The sequence below is a fragment of the Clostridium paridis genome (assembly GCF_016765615.1).
Classification (GTDB): Bacteria; Bacillota; Clostridia; order Clostridiales; family Clostridiaceae; genus Clostridium_T; species Clostridium_T paridis.
Genome location: NZ_JAESWA010000019.1, coordinates 130526 through 147300, shown reverse-complemented (window position 1 = coordinate 147300; position 16775 = coordinate 130526). Strand labels below are relative to the sequence as shown.

The following is a 16775-nucleotide window of genomic DNA, read 5'->3' as shown; positions in this document are numbered from 1 at the left end:
AATATAAACAATCTTCTACATTTTTATTAATATATTGTTTACACTCAATAAAAAGCCCTATAAGAGTACTTCTTATAGGGCTAAAAATTACTATCTTCTGAAGTTTCTATTGTTGTTGCTTTGAGCTTTTCTAGCTTTTCTGCACTCTGGACATCTTACTGGATCATTTTCAAATCCTTTTTCTTTGTAGAATTCTTGTTCTCCTTCAGTGAAGATGAATTCTTTTCCACAGTCCTTACATAAAATAGTCTTATCAGCCATTTCAAATTCCTCCTTTTAATATCAAGATCTTAAACACATTTACATCCTGTTCTTAAAAGAAGAAATGATGAATAAGTATTTAAATCTTTTATTTACCTTGGCTATTATATTTTAGCATGATGAAGGTTTTTATGCAACCATTAAAAGCGCATCCACTTCATCACTGTTCACTATTATTATATTCAAATCTATTCTTTTTATTCACTTATCCCATATTTTTCTTATTAATATTCAATTTTATATTTTTTCCTTTATTGTATTATCATTTCCTTAATAATCGCAAAAATTATTATAACTTTAATTATTCTCATTTAAAAAATTCCATTATATACTAATTAAACCTTGGTTTTCTGTCAAATTTGACAAGCCAGTGAAAAACCGCTATCATTTTCATATAGCATAGCAAAAGGAGGAGATTTTCATTAGTATTAAAGAAACGGCCCTTTTAAAGATCAAGGCCCTAATGAATATTAACAAAAAAACTGTAGCTATACTAGCATCTTTACTATTAATTATAATTTTAGTCGTACTAATACATTCAAAGCAAAAGAATATTACTTTAGTTGTGGATAATGAAAATAAGACCATAACTACTTACGAAAATACAGTTGAAAAAGTCCTAGATGATGAAGGTATCACTTTAGGAAAAAAAGATAGAGTTGAACCTGCTCTCGATTCAAAGCTTCAGAAAACAGATAAAATAACCGTTATAAGAGCTATGAACTTAATTGTAACAGTTGATGGCAAGGATATTTCTGTGCTTTCTGCTGAAGACGACATATCTAATATGCTTGAATCTGAAGGAATATCTCTAGGAAAAGATGATAAAGTACAACCAGAAAAAACATCTGAATTATCGGATGGAATGAAGATAAAAATAACACGTGTAGACTCAAAAACTATAACTGAAACTGTAGCAACAAACTACACAACAATTGTTAAGTCAGATAATAACTTGTTAAGCATCTTCAAAAAAACCACTCAGTCAGGGGTAAAAGGTAAGAAAGAAGTTACCTATAAAGTTTTATATGAAGATGGCAAAGAAATTTCCAGAGAAGCAATTAATGAAAAAGTTGTTACTGAACCAGTAAATGAGGTTGTTGTTCAAGGTACTCAAAGTGCCGTAGCTGTTTCCAGAGGTGGAGAACCTATGTCCTTCTCTAAAAAGATTTACTGTAGGACAACAGCCTACTGGGCAGTTAATGGAGTTGGAAGCACTTATACAGCTAGCGGGAGACAGGCTGTAAGAAATAGTGAAGGTTATAGTACTGTAGCAGTAGATCCGTCTGTTATATCATTTGGTACAAAAATGTATATCCCAGGGTATGGATTTGCAATTGCTGCAGACTCTGGTTCTGGTGTTAAGGGAAATACCATTGATGTTTTCTTTAATACAAAGGGCGAAGCTCTAAATTGGGCTGTGAAAAACATCAATGTATATATCTTAGATTAGCCAAACAGAGTATGAAAAAGATAGCTTATTAAGCTATCTTTTTTTCATATTTATTATTCTAAAAACTAAAGTTTAAAAGCTAAGATACTTACTCCATAAGCTAATACCCTTACCCCGTTTATTATAAGAAAGTTCTTTACTGACAATACAAAAGTTTTGCTTTTTATATGCTCTGCTTCAAATATTCTAATGTTTCTATTAACAATAAAAAAGGTTAGTAATGACAATATAGAAAATACTGGTTCAGCTCTTATAATAATTAATGCTACTAAATCTAGATATGCTATATAGTAAATCCACTTATAAATCTTCAAAGCTAACTTATTCCCAACGTAAACTGGTAAGGTATATCTTCTATTTTCTATATCATCTTCTCTATCACAAATATTATTAGCTAGCATAATATTTGCAATGCCAGATATGGTAGGTATAGATAATAAGATTATTATTATGATTTCCTTAAATTCAAAAGCTAAATTGATATTTGTTTCTACCACAGCTATGTTAATTATGTTTTTATCTATAATATGTATATAAATTGCTATAAAAAGTATTATCCCACCCATAAAGATTCCTGATAGAAGTTCTCCTAGGGGCGTTCTAGATATAGGAATTGGTCCAAAAGAATAAATTACCCCAATAAAAAAAGAAAATGCGCCTAAAAGTAGAACAATTATATTTGTTCTTAAATACAAAATCACACCAAATCCCATTGCTATGAAAAGTAAAGCCCCTATTACAGAAACTACATGGTTTTCTTTTATATTATATCTTACAATGGCATTATGCTCCTCATAACCATACCCATATTTCTTTATAGCTCTTTTATAGTCTACATAGTTATTTATTACAGTCGTTGCCATATCTATACATAATAAAGAAACAAACATTATTATAAAATTTATTATATTAAAACTGCTATATCTATATATAGCTATAAGTGATCCTAATAAGAAAGGAACTACACTTGCTACCTTTGTCTGTATTTCTGCTAACTTAAAAAAGCTTTTAATATTCATTTGTTATCTTCACTCCATTTCTTATTAATTATAAAATATAGAAATCATATTTTTCAAATCAAATTTTACCATTATAATTATTCTAGTATTGTTGATATAGAAACAAAAGTTTACTATAATATTGTTATTACACCAATAGGTGGGAGGATACAGGTCATGAACAAAGAAGAACAGGTCAAAATTAACTTCAGGAACTTATTTAACAAAATGGCTTGGCTTAATAAGCTTAAGATGGAAGATCAATTTAGGGGCTTTAAATCTTCTGAAGTACATTGTATCGAATTCATCGGAAGAAATGTAGATTCTAACGTAACAAAACTTGCAGAGTCCTTTTATATGACTAGGGGAGCCATAAGCAAAATAACCAAGAAGCTTATACAGAAAGGTGTTATTGAAAGCTATCAGAAACCCGATAATAAGAAAGAAATTTATTTCAGCCTTACTGAACAAGGGCAAGAGATTTATAAAATCCATGAAGAACTTCACAAAGAGTTTCAGGAGCGTGATAAAGTCGTATTCGAGCAGGTAACTGATGAACAACTTGACAGTATGCTTAGATTCATGGAAAAGTATAGTAAGCATTTGGATGAAGAAATAAAAAAACAAGGTATAGATATTAAGTCAGAATAAGTTTAAATAATAAAAAACCAGGCAGCCTAACTCTATTGAGATAGGGCTGCATTTTTATTGCGACCATTTTGTTGACAGGGAAACAAAATGATGTTATGATATTTTTGTTGACTAGGAAACAAAATTTAACTATTGAAAGGAGATTTCAAATGTCCAAATTAAAATCACATGATGAACAAATTAATGAACAGATAATAGATAAAAAAGCCTTAATCTTTGGTCTTATATCCGTGTTTCTATGCGGAATAGGCTTTAGTATTATAAATCCTGTTGTACCATTCTTAGTAAAGCCTTATATAAGTAATCCTGCAGATCAAGCCATTGTTGTTACATTACTGATGTCTCTTTATGCCTTTTGCGTGTTTTTTTCAGCTCCTGGCCTTGGAGCTTTAAGTGATAGATATGGTCGTCGTCCAATACTCTTAGTATGTCTTTTAGGTTCAGCTATTGGATACTTAGTTTTTGGCATAGGAGGAGCACTATGGGTACTATTTGTAGGTCGAATAATTGATGGAGTAACAGGTGGAACCATTAGTACAATATTTGCATATTTCGCAGATATCACACCTAGAGAACAGCGAACCAAATACTTCGGATGGATAAGTGCAGTTGTAGGTGTTGGCACCATTATGGGACCTACTCTAGGAGGATTACTTGCCAAGTTTGGTTATTCTGTACCTATGTATTTTGGTGCAATAATAACTTTATTGAATGTAGTTTATGGATTCTTCTTTATGCCTGAGAGCCTTAACAAGAAAAATAGACTAGAAAATATCGAACTTGTAAGATTGAATCCATTCTCCCAGCTTATGAACGTACTTTCCATGAAAAGCTTAAAGAGGCTTTTTATCTCTGGTTTCTTACTTTGGATACCAAGCGGATCTTTGCAAGCAGTCTTTACACAATTTACAATAGATACATTCAACTGGCAGCCTGTTCTGATTGGTCTTATATTTTCAATAATGGGTGTACAAGACATCATTTCACAAGGATTCATAATGCCAAAGCTTTTGATGAAATTTAGTGATATACAAATTGTAATTCTTGGAATGACTTCGGAGATTATAGGCTATGGTCTTATTGCTGCATCTGCTTTGTTCTCCTTCTATCCCCTTCTTATAGCCGGAATGTTTATATTTGGTTTTGGCGATTCTATCTACGGACCTTCATTCAACGGAATGGTATCAAAGTCTGTAGATTCTAGCGAACAAGGAAGAGTTCAAGGTGGCAGCCAATCTATACAATCTTTAGCAAGAATAATTGGACCAATCATTGGCGGGCAAATTTATGTATCCCTTAGTCATACTGCACCTGCTTTTATGGGTATGATTCTTATAACCCTTGCAATACCGATTTTGTACAAGGTTACTCATATAAATACTTAAAATCCTTTTTCCAGCATACAACAATAGGGTTTTAGAACTTAGGGACAAGTTCTAAAACCCTATTTATCTATGACCTAAAGAGATTCAAGTTTCTTTAGATACTATATACCAAATCATTTATATCCATATTAGCCGTTAAAGAAATGTGTTGATAAGATATACTTTTCATTATACTACCTAACTATTACCAAGGAAACTCTTAGTACGTTCATTTTTAGGATTATTAAATATCTCTTCTACAGTACCTTCTTCAATAATATCTCCATTTTCCATAAAAAGAACTCTATCTGAAACTCTCTTAGCAAATGCCATGTCGTGAGTAATTATTAATACCCCCATTCCAGTTTTAGCTAAACCTTCAATAGCTGTTGCTATTCCTTCAGTTAACTCTGGATCTAAAGCTGAAGTAGGTTCATCGAAGCACATTATTTTAGGATTCAATGCACAAGCTCTTGCTATAGCTACTCTTTGCTTTTGTCCACCAGAAAGCTCAAATGGATATGAATCTTCTTTCTCTTCTAAACCTACTTGTTTAAGTAAGTCTCTAGCTTTTTCCTTTGCTTCTTCCTTTGGAACTTTATAGACGTTAACTGGGGCCTCTATTATATTCTCCATAACAGACATATGAGGAAATAAATTAAAGTTTTGAAATACTAATCCTAAACTTCTTCTAACATTTTTCATTTCTTCCCCAGATGAATATACTATTTTTCTATCTTCTTTCTTAAATAGGAAGTTTCCATCTACTTCAATACTTCCCCCATCAGCCTTTTCAAGCCCATTTATACATCTTAAAACCGTAGTTTTTCCTGCACCAGATTGCCCTAATAGTGCAACAATTTCTCCTTGCTTAACTTCGAAGCTTACATTATTAAGAACCTTTTTCCCCTTGAAGGATTTATTTAATTCCTTTACTACTAAACTCATAATTTATCCTCCTATGAATAATAAGAATATTTCTTCTCTAAACTCTGGAATACTTTAGTAAGAATTGCTGTTAGCAATAAATAAAATACTGCTACTACAACTAAAGGTATCAGTGATGCATCCCTATTAGATGCTATTTTAGCAAATCTCAATAATTCATCCAAGCCTACAACATATACTAATGCTGTATCCTTAACTAAAGTAATTACTTCATTTGAAACTGGAGGTAATACTCTTTTTATCATCTGAGGAAGTACTATTCTAAAAAATGTTTGTGAATTTGACATGCCTAAAACTTCTGAAGCCTCATATTGGCCTTTATCAATGGACTCTATTCCTGCTCTAAATATTTCTCCAAAATAAGCTCCATAATTTAATACAAAGGCTAATATTGCTGCTGGGAATCTATCTATAGTTACATTTATAATTGGTAATCCAAAGAATATAAATATTATTTGCAAAAGTAACGGAGTACCTCTCATAATCCATATATATACTTGAGCTATAGTATTTATTATTTTTATTTTCGATAATCTTCCCAGTGCAACTATTACTCCCAATGGTAATGAAAGAGCCAAAGTCACTGCAAATATTTTTAATGTTTCTAAAAGCCCTTCCATTAATGAAGGTAATAAGCTTGTCACATAATCCATGTTAAATTCACTCCTGTATTACTTATTTAAAGATTACTTTACTATAAAGTCTTAGTTCAACTAATTTCACCTTAAGACTTTACTATATCCTTACCAAACCACTTTTCTGAAATTTTCTTTGAAGTTCCATCTGCTTTTAATTCATCTAAAGCCTTTTGTACTGCTGATAAGAATTCTTTATCGTCTTTTCTAAATCCTATACCATACTCTTCAGTTCCAAAATTATCATCTAAAACTTTATATTTAGATTCCCCTCTTTGATTAGTATAATATCTTATTAAGATTTCATCTCCAACAACTGCATCCACTCTTCCAGCCTCTAAATCCATTAATGCGTCATTATTAGTTTCAAAAGTTACAAGTTTTCCGCCCTTAAATGTTTTAACCAAATCTGCTTCCTTCTCAACTGCATCTACTGCACTTGAACCATTTTGAGCTGCTACATTTTTTCCATTTAAATCTGCTTTAGTTTTGATAGGAGAATTGGCTAGTGTTATAATAACTTGCTTATTTTCTAAATATGGTTTAGAAAATGCAACTTTTTCTTTTCTTTCATCTGTTATAGAATATCCATTCCATATTACATCTATTTTCCCACCATTAAGTTCGCTTTCTTTCATTGTCCAATCTATTGGTTGAAATTTAACTTTTACTCCTAGTTTTTCCCCAACGGCGTTAGCTAAATCAACATCAAATCCATTGATATCCCCATTATCATCTTTGAATCCCATTGGTACGAATGTATCATCTAATCCAACTACCATTTCGCCCTTATCTTTTATTTTTGCTAAATCAGTTTTATCTGACTTCTTTCCACACGCTATAAATGTTGTAGCTAACATAGCTAAACTTAATACCACTGCAATTTTCTTTTTCATATATTTGTCCCCCTTAAATATCACTTTATTACTTTATCATTCTAAAGCATTAAAGGGGACATGTCAATATATTTTTGTAATATAATATTAATTAATATAAACTATTTTATATACCACTTTTAGGAGGTACCTTATGGAAATTAAGATTTTAACTTTAGATTATCTAGATGAATTTATAAATTTAGATTATACAACTTTCAATCGAGATATCCCCAGATCAAAGGAAATGGGCTTATCAATGCTTAGAGATTGTAAAGAGGGAGCTTTCATGGCTATAGAGAACAACAAACTATTAGGCTTTGTTTTTTGTAGAGCTTTAGGTGACACAGGATATATTGGACCACTGGGAGTAGCTAATAATCTATACGGAAAAGGGATTGGTTCAAAACTTCTAGATAAAGCTATGGAGTATCTTAAAAATAAAAATTGTAAAATAATTGGGCTTGAAGCTCTTGCTGACAATCCTTCTGCACTATCTTTGTATATAAAAAAAGGGTTTACTCTAACTCTTCCCACATTAGTACTAAGAACCCCAGATACTTTGGCCAAGTCTGGATTAACTGTAACCTCACTGAAAACTAATTCTTCAGATTTTAATGAGATAATTAGTAAAATCTCTACTCTAACCCGAAATGAAAGCTATGATTTTACTTGTGAAATTCAAAATTCTTTAAATAACGGAGGATGCCTATTCTACTACCAAAAGGAAGGTGAGATATTAGGATTTATAACTTATAATAAAAATCAACTAGGAGATATGTGGGGATTAGTAGATAACTGTGATAATAAAAATGAAATTTTCATTTCGCTCATAAGTAGTTTAATTGATATATTACCAAATGACGGAGTAACTTTTAGAGTTAATAGCAAATATACAGATTTTATTACCTTTCTAGTAAAAAACAAATTTAAACTAATGCGTGGAAATATACGCTTTGTGCTAAAAGATTATGAAGGTTATAGTAAAGAAAGTAGTAACAGATTCCTACTAAGAGGATGGATAGTATAAAATGTAAAAATGATAGAAATCAGCCTTCGATTTCTATCATTTTTTTTGCTCTTATTTACTTATAAATGAAATAGTCATTCCTAAAAGTAGAATTAATCCAAAATATTCTATTGCAAAAACAACTCGTTCATAAGGTTCTAAGTCATAATATAAATTACTATTATTTTTTTTCCTATTAACCAATTGAATTATACCTAATAATAAAATTAGCAGCATGACAGGATTGAAGCTTACAAATATAGCAATTATCGCTATAGGAATACCTAAAAACCACAAAAATGGTGATATTGCAGATGCAACCCTTCCTCCATCTAGCGGATATATAGGTATAAGGTTAAATAAATTAATAAAACAACCTGCATAACTTAATGCTAATAAGAAATCATCTTTAGTAACTAAATAAAACCCTAGACATATAAAAGCGATAAAGCTTCCAAAAAGAGGTCCTGCAATGGCTATTTTCGCTTCTTCTTCAACATTTTTAGGTTGCTCTTTCAATCTAATAAAAGCGCCTACAAATGGAATGAATAGTGGAAGAGAAACATCAACACCCAATCTTTTTGCCATTATAAAATGTCCCATTTCATGAAAAAATAATAACAAAACAAAACCTACTCCAAATGCAATACCATAAACTTTTCCATAAATAATAAACATGAAAAGCATTGATAGTAGAGTTGCCGTAAAGTTTCCAAGCTTAAAAACCAACATTAGTATTTTAAACTTTGAAAGAATTAAGAGTAACAAACCTTTAGCTTTAACTAATATAGCTAATATAATACCTACAATACCTAACTTTCCCTTATTACTTTTAGATTTATTTATCAAATCTTTACTTTTATCCTCTGTATCTTTTAACAAATCAGTTTTATGATATTTATTTATCTCTATAGCATCATAGCTATTTTCCGAAGTTTCTATTGGTCTTTCATTTAATTTATACATAACTCCCCCTTAAGCGAGATTTTTGGAAAATATATGTTAATTATAATATACCAAATATAAATAATAAAGTTCAGTTATATTTACTTAATTTATACAAATGAATTTAATGCTGCGACAACCGCTACTGATGCTGCAATTATTACTATAATGTTTACCTTTAAATATGTGAGTATAGCTGCAATTACTCCTCCTGCAAGTCCAACTATTGGATACTTCCCTACTGATAAAATCCCTGGAAAAATCATTACTCCCAAAGCTGCATAAGGTACTGCACTAAGAAATTTATTAACTCTTTTAGAAAACTTAAAATTGCTAGTTATAAATAATGGAGTAATTCTTGAAAGCTGACTTATTACTCCCATAATAAGTATCACTAATAAATACCTCATATCTCTTCATCTCCTATTAACCATATTCCTAATGATGCACCTAATATTATTGAAATAATAATTGCCCATCCTTTATTAATATACTGACTCATCCACCAATTTAAAGCCATGCTTGTTATGGTTATAAAGCCAAGCTTTGATTTTTTTGATAAAGCTGGAATAAGAAGTGATATAAATAGTGCATAGAGTCCAATTTCCATACTTTTGCTTAACCAAGTAGGGATTATCGATGCTGATATACAACCTATTAATGTCCCTAAAAACCATGAACTATACGCTGTAAACATAAGTGCTGCCATATATTCTTGAGATTTATCTTTTTTCATAGATATAACTGCAAAACTCTCATCTGTAATACCTAATGACAAGCCAAACCTCCAAGGAAATGTTAACTTTTTATATCTATTATGAAAAGTTAATTCCATTACAATATGTCTTAATGTTAACATACCTGTAGCTATTATTATCTCCATTGCTCCTACCCCTGAAGCAAACATTGATACTGCCATGAATTGTCCAGCCCCAGTATACATCCAAGCACTCATAACTAAGATATCATAGGTTGGTAATGCTGCCTGTTTTGCTAATGCCCCGAATGTTATAGCTATTGGAATATAACCCAATGCTATTGGTACCCCCGCTTTTATTCCTTGATTAAAATGATCCCATTTTTTGTTTTGCCCCATTTTTTCTCCTTTCAAGTTTTTGCCTACTGCTTAAATATGTTTATAAAAATTATACTACTTAAGTTATTTCTTCCTCAAATAAAAATAAGAGCATTTAAGCTCTTATTTTTATGATTTCTTCTTTAAGTATATATACACTGGAATTCCTATTAAAGTTATAACTATTCCAAAAATCGCATTTTTTGTATCAGTAAATAATGTATTTACTAATATATATATCCCACCTACTATTCCTATAATCGGAATTATAGGGTAAAGAGGTACTTTATATGGTCTTTCTATGTCTTTATGTTTAGTTCTTAATATAAAAATTCCTGCTACTGCCATTACAAAGAATATCCAAACAACAAACACGGCTAAATTGGTTAATGTATTAAAAGACCCACTTAGTACATAAAGTATAGCAAGCACAACTTCTAAAATAAAGGTATTTAATGGTGTCTCAAACTTATCATGAACCTTACCTATTGTTTTAGAAAAAGGTAATAGATTGTCCTTTGCCATAGCGAAAGGAATTCTAACGCCTGTTAATAAATATCCATTTAGTGCACCAAATATTGAAATCATTATACCTATTGCAATAAGTGCAGCTCCTGAGTTCCCAAACAATACAACTGCAGCATCAGAAGCAACTTTATCAGATGCCATAATCTTTGATAAAGGGAGTATGTTTAATATCGCAATATTAATAGTAATATAAACAACTATTGTAACAAGTAATCCTAAAATGATTGATCTCGGTAAATCTCTCTTAGGATTTTTAAGTTCTCCCGCCATGTTTCCTACTCCAACCCATCCGTCATAAGCCCAAAGGGTTCCTAACATAGCTGCTCCAAAACCTGTGGCTGCAACTGTTCCTGCACTTGCTACAGGGGTTCCAAAACTATGAGCTCCTCCATTAATCAATCCAAAAATTATAATTACTAATATAGGTATAAGCTTGGCTACTGTAGAAACTGCCTGTACTTTACTTCCTAGTTTTGTTGATAAGATATTTACAAAGAAGATAAATAAAATGATTACTATTGCTAATATTTTTTGCTCAGTTCCTGTCATTGGGATAAAATATGTTGCTTGAGTTACAAAAACTATTGATAATGCCGCCACTATACTAGGCGTGTATACAAGAGTTTGCACCCATCCATATAAAAATGCCCACTTCTCTCCATATAATTCTTTTAGGTAAACAAATACACCACCAGTCTTAGGAATAGCTGCTGCAATTTCTGCTATTGTAAGTGCAGATGCTATAGTAATAATTCCGCCTACTACCCATGCTAATATTCCTAGAAAAGGAGTTTTAGCATTGCTAAACACTACTGAGGCTTTAAAAAAAATACCTGATCCTATAACTACGCCTATTACCATTGTTATAGCTTCAAATAACCCTATTTGCTTTTTCAGGTTTTTTTCAACATTATTTTCAGTTTGCATAAATTTAAGTTCTCCTTTGCTGTAAAGAATTTATTCTGATATTTTTGGATTATATACTTACATAATAAATTTATTGTATTAGCAGGGTTATTATCTGTCAACTGGAATTATACTCAGATAGTGCAAATAGCAGAAACTATTTGTTCCTGCTATAAATCTTATACCTTAATGTTATTTAATTTTTCTTTTAATTCTTCTACTCCTAGCCATTCCGAATTGGTTCCAGAGTTATATTCAAACCCTTCCTTGATAAGTTTCCCTCCTGCAATAAACCGTGTATCAAAATCCCACCAATCAAAACTAGGATATATAATAAAGTGTTTATCAAATTCATAGGTATTTCTTGAGTCATCCTTGGTTATCATGACCTCATGAAGCTTCTCACCTTCTCGTATTCCGATATATTGAAGTTCACAACTCCCTAACATAGCTTTTGCTAAATCTACTACTTTGAATGAAGGAATTTTTGATATGAATGTTTCTCCTCCTCTACTTTCCTTTAATGCTTTTAATACAAGATCTATACCCTCGTCTAAAGTTATCCAAAACCTAGTCATTCTTTCATCTGTAATAGGTAATTTTTTGTCTCCTTTATCTATAATGGACTTTAAAAAAGGTATAACCGATCCTCTGCTACCTGCTACATTACCATATCTAACAAGCGAAAAAATTGTTCCTTCTTCTCCAGAATAGGAATTAGCTGAGATAAATAGTTTATCTGATACAAGCTTAGTCCCTCCATATAAATTAATAGGATTTACTGCCTTATCAGTAGAAAGTGCTACAACCTTCTTAACCTTCTTGTCAATAGCCGCGTCTATTACATTCTTGGCTCCATATATATTAGTTTTTATAGCTTCAAAAGGATTATATTCACATGTTGGGACCTGCTTCATTGCTGCTGCATGAATTACATAGTCAACCCCTTCAAAGGCTCTATAAAGCCTTTCTTTATCTCTTACATCGCCAATAAAAAATCTAAGCATATGTGCTTTTTCAGGGAATATATTTTCTAATTCTTTTCTTAGTATAAATTGTTTATATTCATCCCTGGAGTAAATTATTATTTTTTTAGGATTATGCTCTTTTAATAATCGTATTGCAAAACTTCTTCCAAATGAGCCTGTTCCTCCTGTTATCAATATAGTTTTGTTATTTAACATATACTCCTCCTGTTTTATAACAGTTCTCTTAATAATGTTTTTACTATATTGAATGTTGCACCTAAGGATTTAGTTACATATCAAACATTTTTTTTACTGTGTTTAAGCCTTCTAGAATTTCTTCTTTAGTAAAATTTGATTTAATTAGCTTTTCATCTTCCCATTTACTTATTTCATCATAAAAAGATAGTGCTGTTTCTAAATTTTTAGAGGATTTGTGTGACTCCAATGCTTCAAATATAAGATTTTCAGCCTTATTAATATCCCCTTCACTTACATATTTATTAACCATAATTTCAAGAAGTTGATCTTCTCCAATTATGATATCATCACTTTTTGCATCAATACTACTTTCTATAGCATCTCTCCCTTTAACTATAGCCTTTATTACCTGCATTGCTGCTTTTATCATTTTCATGATATAGTCATTCTCATACATCTATAAGTTCACTCCTTGTTGAGCTATATATCTTTAAATATTTTCCATATCTCCTTATATCTTATTGTACATTAACCAAATTAATATGTAAAATTTTGTATTACATAGTACAAAAAGATGATCTTATATTTTTCAAAATTATTGTAAAAGCCAGTAATGTATTTTCACATTACTGGCTTCTAAATCTTTATTTTTCCTTATTAAACAATGCCATTAAGTCTCCAAATGGATTATTAACTACTTCTTCTGCTTCTTTCTTCATTTTCTTCATATAATTTTGAACATCTCTTTTACTGTTTTTATGTTCTTTATTATCAAATCTCTTGTTAAACACTGATGCTTTCTCTCTAAAGTTACAAGTTGCACTTGCACATACATAGATTTGACCTTCACCCTGTCCCCTAAGTTCTAGTCTCTTATGGCATTCTGGACATCTAGCATTAGTAAATTTACTTACATTCTCTCTATGTCCGCACTCTCTATCTTGACATACGTTCATTACTCCATGCTTACCTTTAACTTCAAGCATGTACTTGCCACACTCAGGACACTTCTTTCCAGTAATATTGTCATGTCTAAATTTATCACTGCTGCCTTTTACATCTTGAACTAATTCAGCTGCATACTTTCTCATTCTATCTATAAAATCATTAGGATTTTTCTTTCCTTTACTTATTAGCTCTAACTCCATTTCCCATTCTGCTGTTAATAATGGAGATTTTAGTTCTGCAGGAACTAGTTCTATAAGCTGCTTACCTTTTGATGTTGGTATTATCTCCTTACCATTCTTCTCTATATAGAACATATTATATAACTTTTCTATAATATCAGCTCTAGTTGCAACAGTACCTATGCCACCAGTTTCACCCAATGTTTTAGCATGTGCCTTATCTATAGCTACATACTTTTGTGGCTTCTCCATTGCTGATAGTAATGTACCTTCATTAAATCTTGCTGGAGGTTTAGTTTGTTGTTTTTTACTTTCTACTGATAAAATATTTATTTTGTCACCCTTCTTTAAGCTAGGTAATTCTTGGCTATCTCTCTCATCTTCATCCTCTGATAAATCATCAGCTCTATCATATACTTTTTTCCAGCCTTTAGATTTTATAACATTTCCTTTTGCTACAAAAGTTTCTCCATTTATATCAGAAACTATTGTTGTTTGAATGTACTCATAAGGTGGAAGCATTACAGCTAAGAATCTCTTTACTACTAGTTCATAAATATGTCTTTCTTCACTACTTAAAAGACCTATATTGACTTTTTCCTCGGTTGGGATTATTGCATGGTGATCGCTAACCTTGCTATCATCAACAAATCCTTTATGAGCATTTATCTTTCCTTTTAATATTTCAGTTGCTAAAGCTCTATAATTCCCTATGGATATAGCTTTTAATCTATCTGGAAGTGTTGCTACTATATCGCTAGAAATATATCTTGAATCAGTTCTTGGATAAGTTAATATCTTATAGTTTTCATATAGTCTTTGCATTATTGATAAGGTTTGTTTTGCTGAATATCCATATATTCTATTACCGTCTCTTTGAAGCTCTGTTAAATCATAAAGAGCTGGTGCAAATTGTTTCTTGGCACTTTCAGTAACATCTACTACATTAGCTTCCTTACCTTTTGTCGCTGCAAGAATTTTATTTACTCTATCTAAATCAAAAATATTACTATTATTATTTTTATCTCTATAGCTTAGGGTAAAACCCTTCGCTTTTGCATTAATTACATAATAATCTTTTGGTTTAAAATTCTTTATTTCTTCTTCACGATTTACAATCATAGCAAGAGTTGCTGACTGCACTCTTCCAGCTGTAAGCTGCGCATTATGTTTACAAGTAAGTGCTCTAGTTACATTTAGCCCTACAACCCAGTCAGCCTCTGATCTACACTGTGCTGCCTTATATAAATTATCATATTGAGATGAAGGCTTAAGATTTCTAAAACCATCTAATATAGCCTTATCTGTTTGGGATGAAATCCAAAGTCTCTTAGTTGGTTTATTTACCCTTGCCTTTTCGATAATCCATCTAGCAACTAGTTCTCCTTCTCTTCCTGCATCAGTAGCTATAACAATCTCACTTACATCTTTTCTATTTAACTGTTCTTTTACAGCATTAAATTGTTTTCCACTTTGCTTTATAACTACAAGCTTTAAATGTTTTGGAAGCATAGGTAAATCTTCTAACTTCCAAGCCTTATATTTATCATCATACGCCTCTGGATCTGCTAGGGTAACTAAATGTCCTAATGCCCAAGTTACTATATATTTTTCCCCTTCTATATAACCGTTTCCCTTTTTATTACACTTTAAAACTCTAGCAAGTTCTCTTCCCACAGAAGGTTTTTCTGCTAAAACTAATATTTTACTCATATATTATTTCCTTTCACTTATCTCCTCTTTAAATAAGAGATTTTTAAAAACTCATTTTATTATACACTAATTAAATAAAATAAATCTTCTTATATTACTATAAATATAAGAAGATTCCTAAAAATTATATACAATTAAACATTATTGCTAAAATTCTAATATACCTCCTCAATTCAACACTCTATATCTACTACTGCACTGGAATTTCCATTTTTGATATTGTATATGCTATATTCATTGTTCCTCCAGCCTTATCAAAAAATACTCCTACGTGCTCTGAGAAAAAACCATTTGATCTGTACTTTCCCCCTAGGGGATCTTGCTCTTCGGCTTTTATTGTGTCATTCACCCATTTATCTAAGTCATTCTTCTTAAAGTCATACTTTCCATCATACATTGCTAATATCATATCTTTTAGCATCTGATATTCTTCTAATTTAAACACTCTATCTATAGGAACTGTCACCAGTATTTCAAGTGCCATTCCACCCTTTTTAGTCTCTGGACTTGTTCCCATATTGAAATTAATATTTTCATATTTATTCTGTGCGCCATCATTTATTTCTATTTTATTAGTCATAACCATATTAATTTCTCCAAAAGATGCATCTCTTTTATCTGGATGAAACTCGGCACCTGTATCCATGTTACTTGATACGTTATATTTGGCAAATACCTGTTTAAATTTATCAATATGATCTCTTCCAAATTTATATAAATCTTCTTTAGTTCTTATTATTTCCCAAATGTTTTGTCTATCTAATTGTTTCTGTGATGTCTTTTGCCCTTGTCCATCAGCCGCATTCTCTACTTTTGCTGATGTGTCCTCTGTCTTTGTTTTATCATCACCTTTACTCTTATTCGAGCATCCTGCAATCCCTAGCATTAATATTCCCGCTATTATACCAGCCATTATTCTTTTACTCATTTTTATACCTCTACCTTTATTGAAGATCTACACTTATTTTACCTTCAACACCCATAACTGTCAAAAATTATATTATTTCTAATATATTGTTATATACTTCTTGTTTTCTTATGGATTATTCCTATAGTTTACACAAAAATGGAGTATTGAATATATAATTCAGTACTCCATTTTCAATCATCATATTAAATAA

At 31.1% G+C, this 16775-nt stretch carries 17 protein-coding genes; 4 read left to right on the top strand and 13 right to left on the bottom strand.

The genetic code is table 11. The features are described 5' to 3' along the window. Positions 1-90: 90 nt before the first annotated feature. The gene (locus JK634_RS06080) at positions 91-261 is read right to left on the bottom strand and encodes a zinc-ribbon domain-containing protein (protein ID WP_202766744.1); all 171 of its coding nucleotides are present in this window, start codon (positions 259-261) and stop codon (positions 91-93) included. A 463-nt stretch (positions 262-724) separates the two neighbouring features. Here JK634_RS06080 and JK634_RS06075 point away from each other — a divergent pair, with 463 nt between their 5' ends. After that, positions 725-1714 carry a ubiquitin-like domain-containing protein gene (locus tag JK634_RS06075; protein WP_202766743.1) on the top strand — a complete coding sequence of 330 codons (990 nt, stop codon included), beginning with the start codon at positions 725-727 and terminating at the stop codon, positions 1712-1714. Positions 1715-1779: 65 nt separating this feature from the next. Here JK634_RS06075 and JK634_RS06070 read toward each other — a convergent pair whose 3' ends face one another. Further along, on the bottom strand, positions 1780-2733 hold the full coding sequence (locus JK634_RS06070) for a 1,4-dihydroxy-2-naphthoate polyprenyltransferase (RefSeq protein ID WP_202766742.1): 954 nt from the start codon (positions 2731-2733) through the stop codon (positions 1780-1782). A 156-nt stretch (positions 2734-2889) separates the two neighbouring features. Here JK634_RS06070 and JK634_RS06065 point away from each other — a divergent pair, with 156 nt between their 5' ends. Together JK634_RS06065 and JK634_RS06060 are read left to right on the top strand one after the other, a co-directional pair. Beyond that, positions 2890-3363 (top strand): MarR family transcriptional regulator, encoded by a 474-nt coding sequence (locus JK634_RS06065; protein WP_202766741.1) that lies wholly within the window; start codon positions 2890-2892, stop codon positions 3361-3363. A 149-nt stretch (positions 3364-3512) separates the two neighbouring features. Then, positions 3513-4748, top strand: coding sequence for an MFS transporter (locus JK634_RS06060; protein ID WP_202766740.1), 1236 nt, complete (start codon positions 3513-3515; stop codon positions 4746-4748). A 177-nt stretch (positions 4749-4925) separates the two neighbouring features. Here the strand turns inward: JK634_RS06060 and JK634_RS06055 are convergent, their stop codons facing one another. The 3 genes from JK634_RS06055 to JK634_RS06045 all read right to left on the bottom strand — a co-directional run bounded on the left by JK634_RS06055 (position 4926) and on the right by JK634_RS06045 (position 7206). Beyond that, positions 4926-5675 carry an amino acid ABC transporter ATP-binding protein gene (locus JK634_RS06055; protein WP_202766739.1) on the bottom strand — a complete coding sequence of 250 codons (750 nt, stop codon included), beginning with the start codon at positions 5673-5675 and terminating at the stop codon, positions 4926-4928. A gap of 11 nt (positions 5676-5686) precedes the next feature. Next, the gene (locus JK634_RS06050) at positions 5687-6328 is read right to left on the bottom strand and encodes an amino acid ABC transporter permease (RefSeq protein WP_202766738.1); all 642 of its coding nucleotides are present in this window, start codon (positions 6326-6328) and stop codon (positions 5687-5689) included. Between the two features lie 71 nt (positions 6329-6399). Beyond that, entirely contained in the window at positions 6400-7206 is an 807-nt protein-coding gene (locus JK634_RS06045) for an amino acid ABC transporter substrate-binding protein (protein WP_202766737.1), read from the bottom strand. A gap of 133 nt (positions 7207-7339) precedes the next feature. Between JK634_RS06045 and JK634_RS06040 the strand changes: the two genes are divergently transcribed. Then, entirely contained in the window at positions 7340-8215 is an 876-nt protein-coding gene (locus JK634_RS06040) for a GNAT family N-acetyltransferase (protein ID WP_202766736.1), read from the top strand. 51 nt (positions 8216-8266) lie between these two features. Here the strand turns inward: JK634_RS06040 and JK634_RS06035 are convergent, their stop codons facing one another. The 8 genes from JK634_RS06035 to JK634_RS06000 form a co-directional block, all read right to left on the bottom strand. Beyond that, the gene (locus JK634_RS06035) at positions 8267-9160 is read right to left on the bottom strand and encodes a site-2 protease family protein (protein ID WP_207753596.1); all 894 of its coding nucleotides are present in this window, start codon (positions 9158-9160) and stop codon (positions 8267-8269) included. A gap of 89 nt (positions 9161-9249) precedes the next feature. After that, positions 9250-9549 (bottom strand): AzlD domain-containing protein, encoded by a 300-nt coding sequence (locus JK634_RS06030; protein WP_202766735.1) that lies wholly within the window; start codon positions 9547-9549, stop codon positions 9250-9252. After that, positions 9546-10235, bottom strand: a complete 690-nt coding sequence (locus JK634_RS06025; protein ID WP_202766734.1) for an AzlC family ABC transporter permease — start codon at positions 10233-10235, stop codon at positions 9546-9548. The genes JK634_RS06030 and JK634_RS06025 overlap by 4 nt, the downstream gene beginning before the upstream one ends. A gap of 108 nt (positions 10236-10343) precedes the next feature. Then, entirely contained in the window at positions 10344-11669 is a 1326-nt protein-coding gene (locus tag JK634_RS06020; protein WP_202766733.1) for an APC family permease, read from the bottom strand. Between the two features lie 158 nt (positions 11670-11827). After that, complete coding sequence (gene pseB, locus JK634_RS06015) at positions 11828-12832, bottom strand: UDP-N-acetylglucosamine 4,6-dehydratase (inverting) (RefSeq protein ID WP_202766732.1); 1005 nt, start codon at positions 12830-12832, stop codon at positions 11828-11830. A gap of 73 nt (positions 12833-12905) precedes the next feature. Then, positions 12906-13271: a DUF6483 family protein gene (locus JK634_RS06010; RefSeq protein ID WP_202766731.1), complete on the bottom strand. Its 366-nt coding sequence runs from the start codon at positions 13269-13271 to the stop codon at positions 12906-12908. Between the two features lie 187 nt (positions 13272-13458). Further along, positions 13459-15654: a DNA topoisomerase III gene (locus JK634_RS06005; RefSeq protein ID WP_202766730.1), complete on the bottom strand. Its 2196-nt coding sequence runs from the start codon at positions 15652-15654 to the stop codon at positions 13459-13461. Between the two features lie 190 nt (positions 15655-15844). Beyond that, positions 15845-16582 carry a hypothetical protein gene (locus JK634_RS06000; protein ID WP_202766729.1) on the bottom strand — a complete coding sequence of 246 codons (738 nt, stop codon included), beginning with the start codon at positions 16580-16582 and terminating at the stop codon, positions 15845-15847. Positions 16583-16775 lie beyond the last annotated feature (193 nt).

What these genes read in the sequence shown, in the direction of transcription:
- JK634_RS06080 (WP_202766744.1), bottom strand. Translation starts at nt 261, where the DNA reads ATGGCTGATAAGACTATTTTATGTAAGGACTGTGGAAAAGAATTCATC.
- JK634_RS06075 (WP_202766743.1), top strand. Translation starts at nt 725, where the DNA reads ATGAATATTAACAAAAAAACTGTAGCTATACTAGCATCTTTACTATTA.
- JK634_RS06070 (WP_202766742.1), bottom strand. Translation starts at nt 2,733, where the DNA reads ATGAATATTAAAAGCTTTTTTAAGTTAGCAGAAATACAGACAAAGGTA.
- JK634_RS06065 (WP_202766741.1), top strand. Translation starts at nt 2,890, where the DNA reads ATGAACAAAGAAGAACAGGTCAAAATTAACTTCAGGAACTTATTTAAC.
- JK634_RS06060 (WP_202766740.1), top strand. Translation starts at nt 3,513, where the DNA reads ATGTCCAAATTAAAATCACATGATGAACAAATTAATGAACAGATAATA.
- JK634_RS06055 (WP_202766739.1), bottom strand. Translation starts at nt 5,675, where the DNA reads ATGAGTTTAGTAGTAAAGGAATTAAATAAATCCTTCAAGGGGAAAAAG.
- JK634_RS06050 (WP_202766738.1), bottom strand. Translation starts at nt 6,328, where the DNA reads ATGGATTATGTGACAAGCTTATTACCTTCATTAATGGAAGGGCTTTTA.
- JK634_RS06045 (WP_202766737.1), bottom strand. Translation starts at nt 7,206, where the DNA reads ATGAAAAAGAAAATTGCAGTGGTATTAAGTTTAGCTATGTTAGCTACA.
- JK634_RS06040 (WP_202766736.1), top strand. Translation starts at nt 7,340, where the DNA reads ATGGAAATTAAGATTTTAACTTTAGATTATCTAGATGAATTTATAAAT.
- JK634_RS06035 (WP_207753596.1), bottom strand. Translation starts at nt 9,160, where the DNA reads ATGTATAAATTAAATGAAAGACCAATAGAAACTTCGGAAAATAGCTAT.
- JK634_RS06030 (WP_202766735.1), bottom strand. Translation starts at nt 9,549, where the DNA reads ATGAGGTATTTATTAGTGATACTTATTATGGGAGTAATAAGTCAGCTT.
- JK634_RS06025 (WP_202766734.1), bottom strand. Translation starts at nt 10,235, where the DNA reads ATGGGGCAAAACAAAAAATGGGATCATTTTAATCAAGGAATAAAAGCG.
- JK634_RS06020 (WP_202766733.1), bottom strand. Translation starts at nt 11,669, where the DNA reads ATGCAAACTGAAAATAATGTTGAAAAAAACCTGAAAAAGCAAATAGGG.
- pseB (WP_202766732.1), bottom strand. Translation starts at nt 12,832, where the DNA reads ATGTTAAATAACAAAACTATATTGATAACAGGAGGAACAGGCTCATTT.
- JK634_RS06010 (WP_202766731.1), bottom strand. Translation starts at nt 13,271, where the DNA reads ATGTATGAGAATGACTATATCATGAAAATGATAAAAGCAGCAATGCAG.
- JK634_RS06005 (WP_202766730.1), bottom strand. Translation starts at nt 15,654, where the DNA reads ATGAGTAAAATATTAGTTTTAGCAGAAAAACCTTCTGTGGGAAGAGAA.
- JK634_RS06000 (WP_202766729.1), bottom strand. Translation starts at nt 16,582, where the DNA reads ATGAGTAAAAGAATAATGGCTGGTATAATAGCGGGAATATTAATGCTA.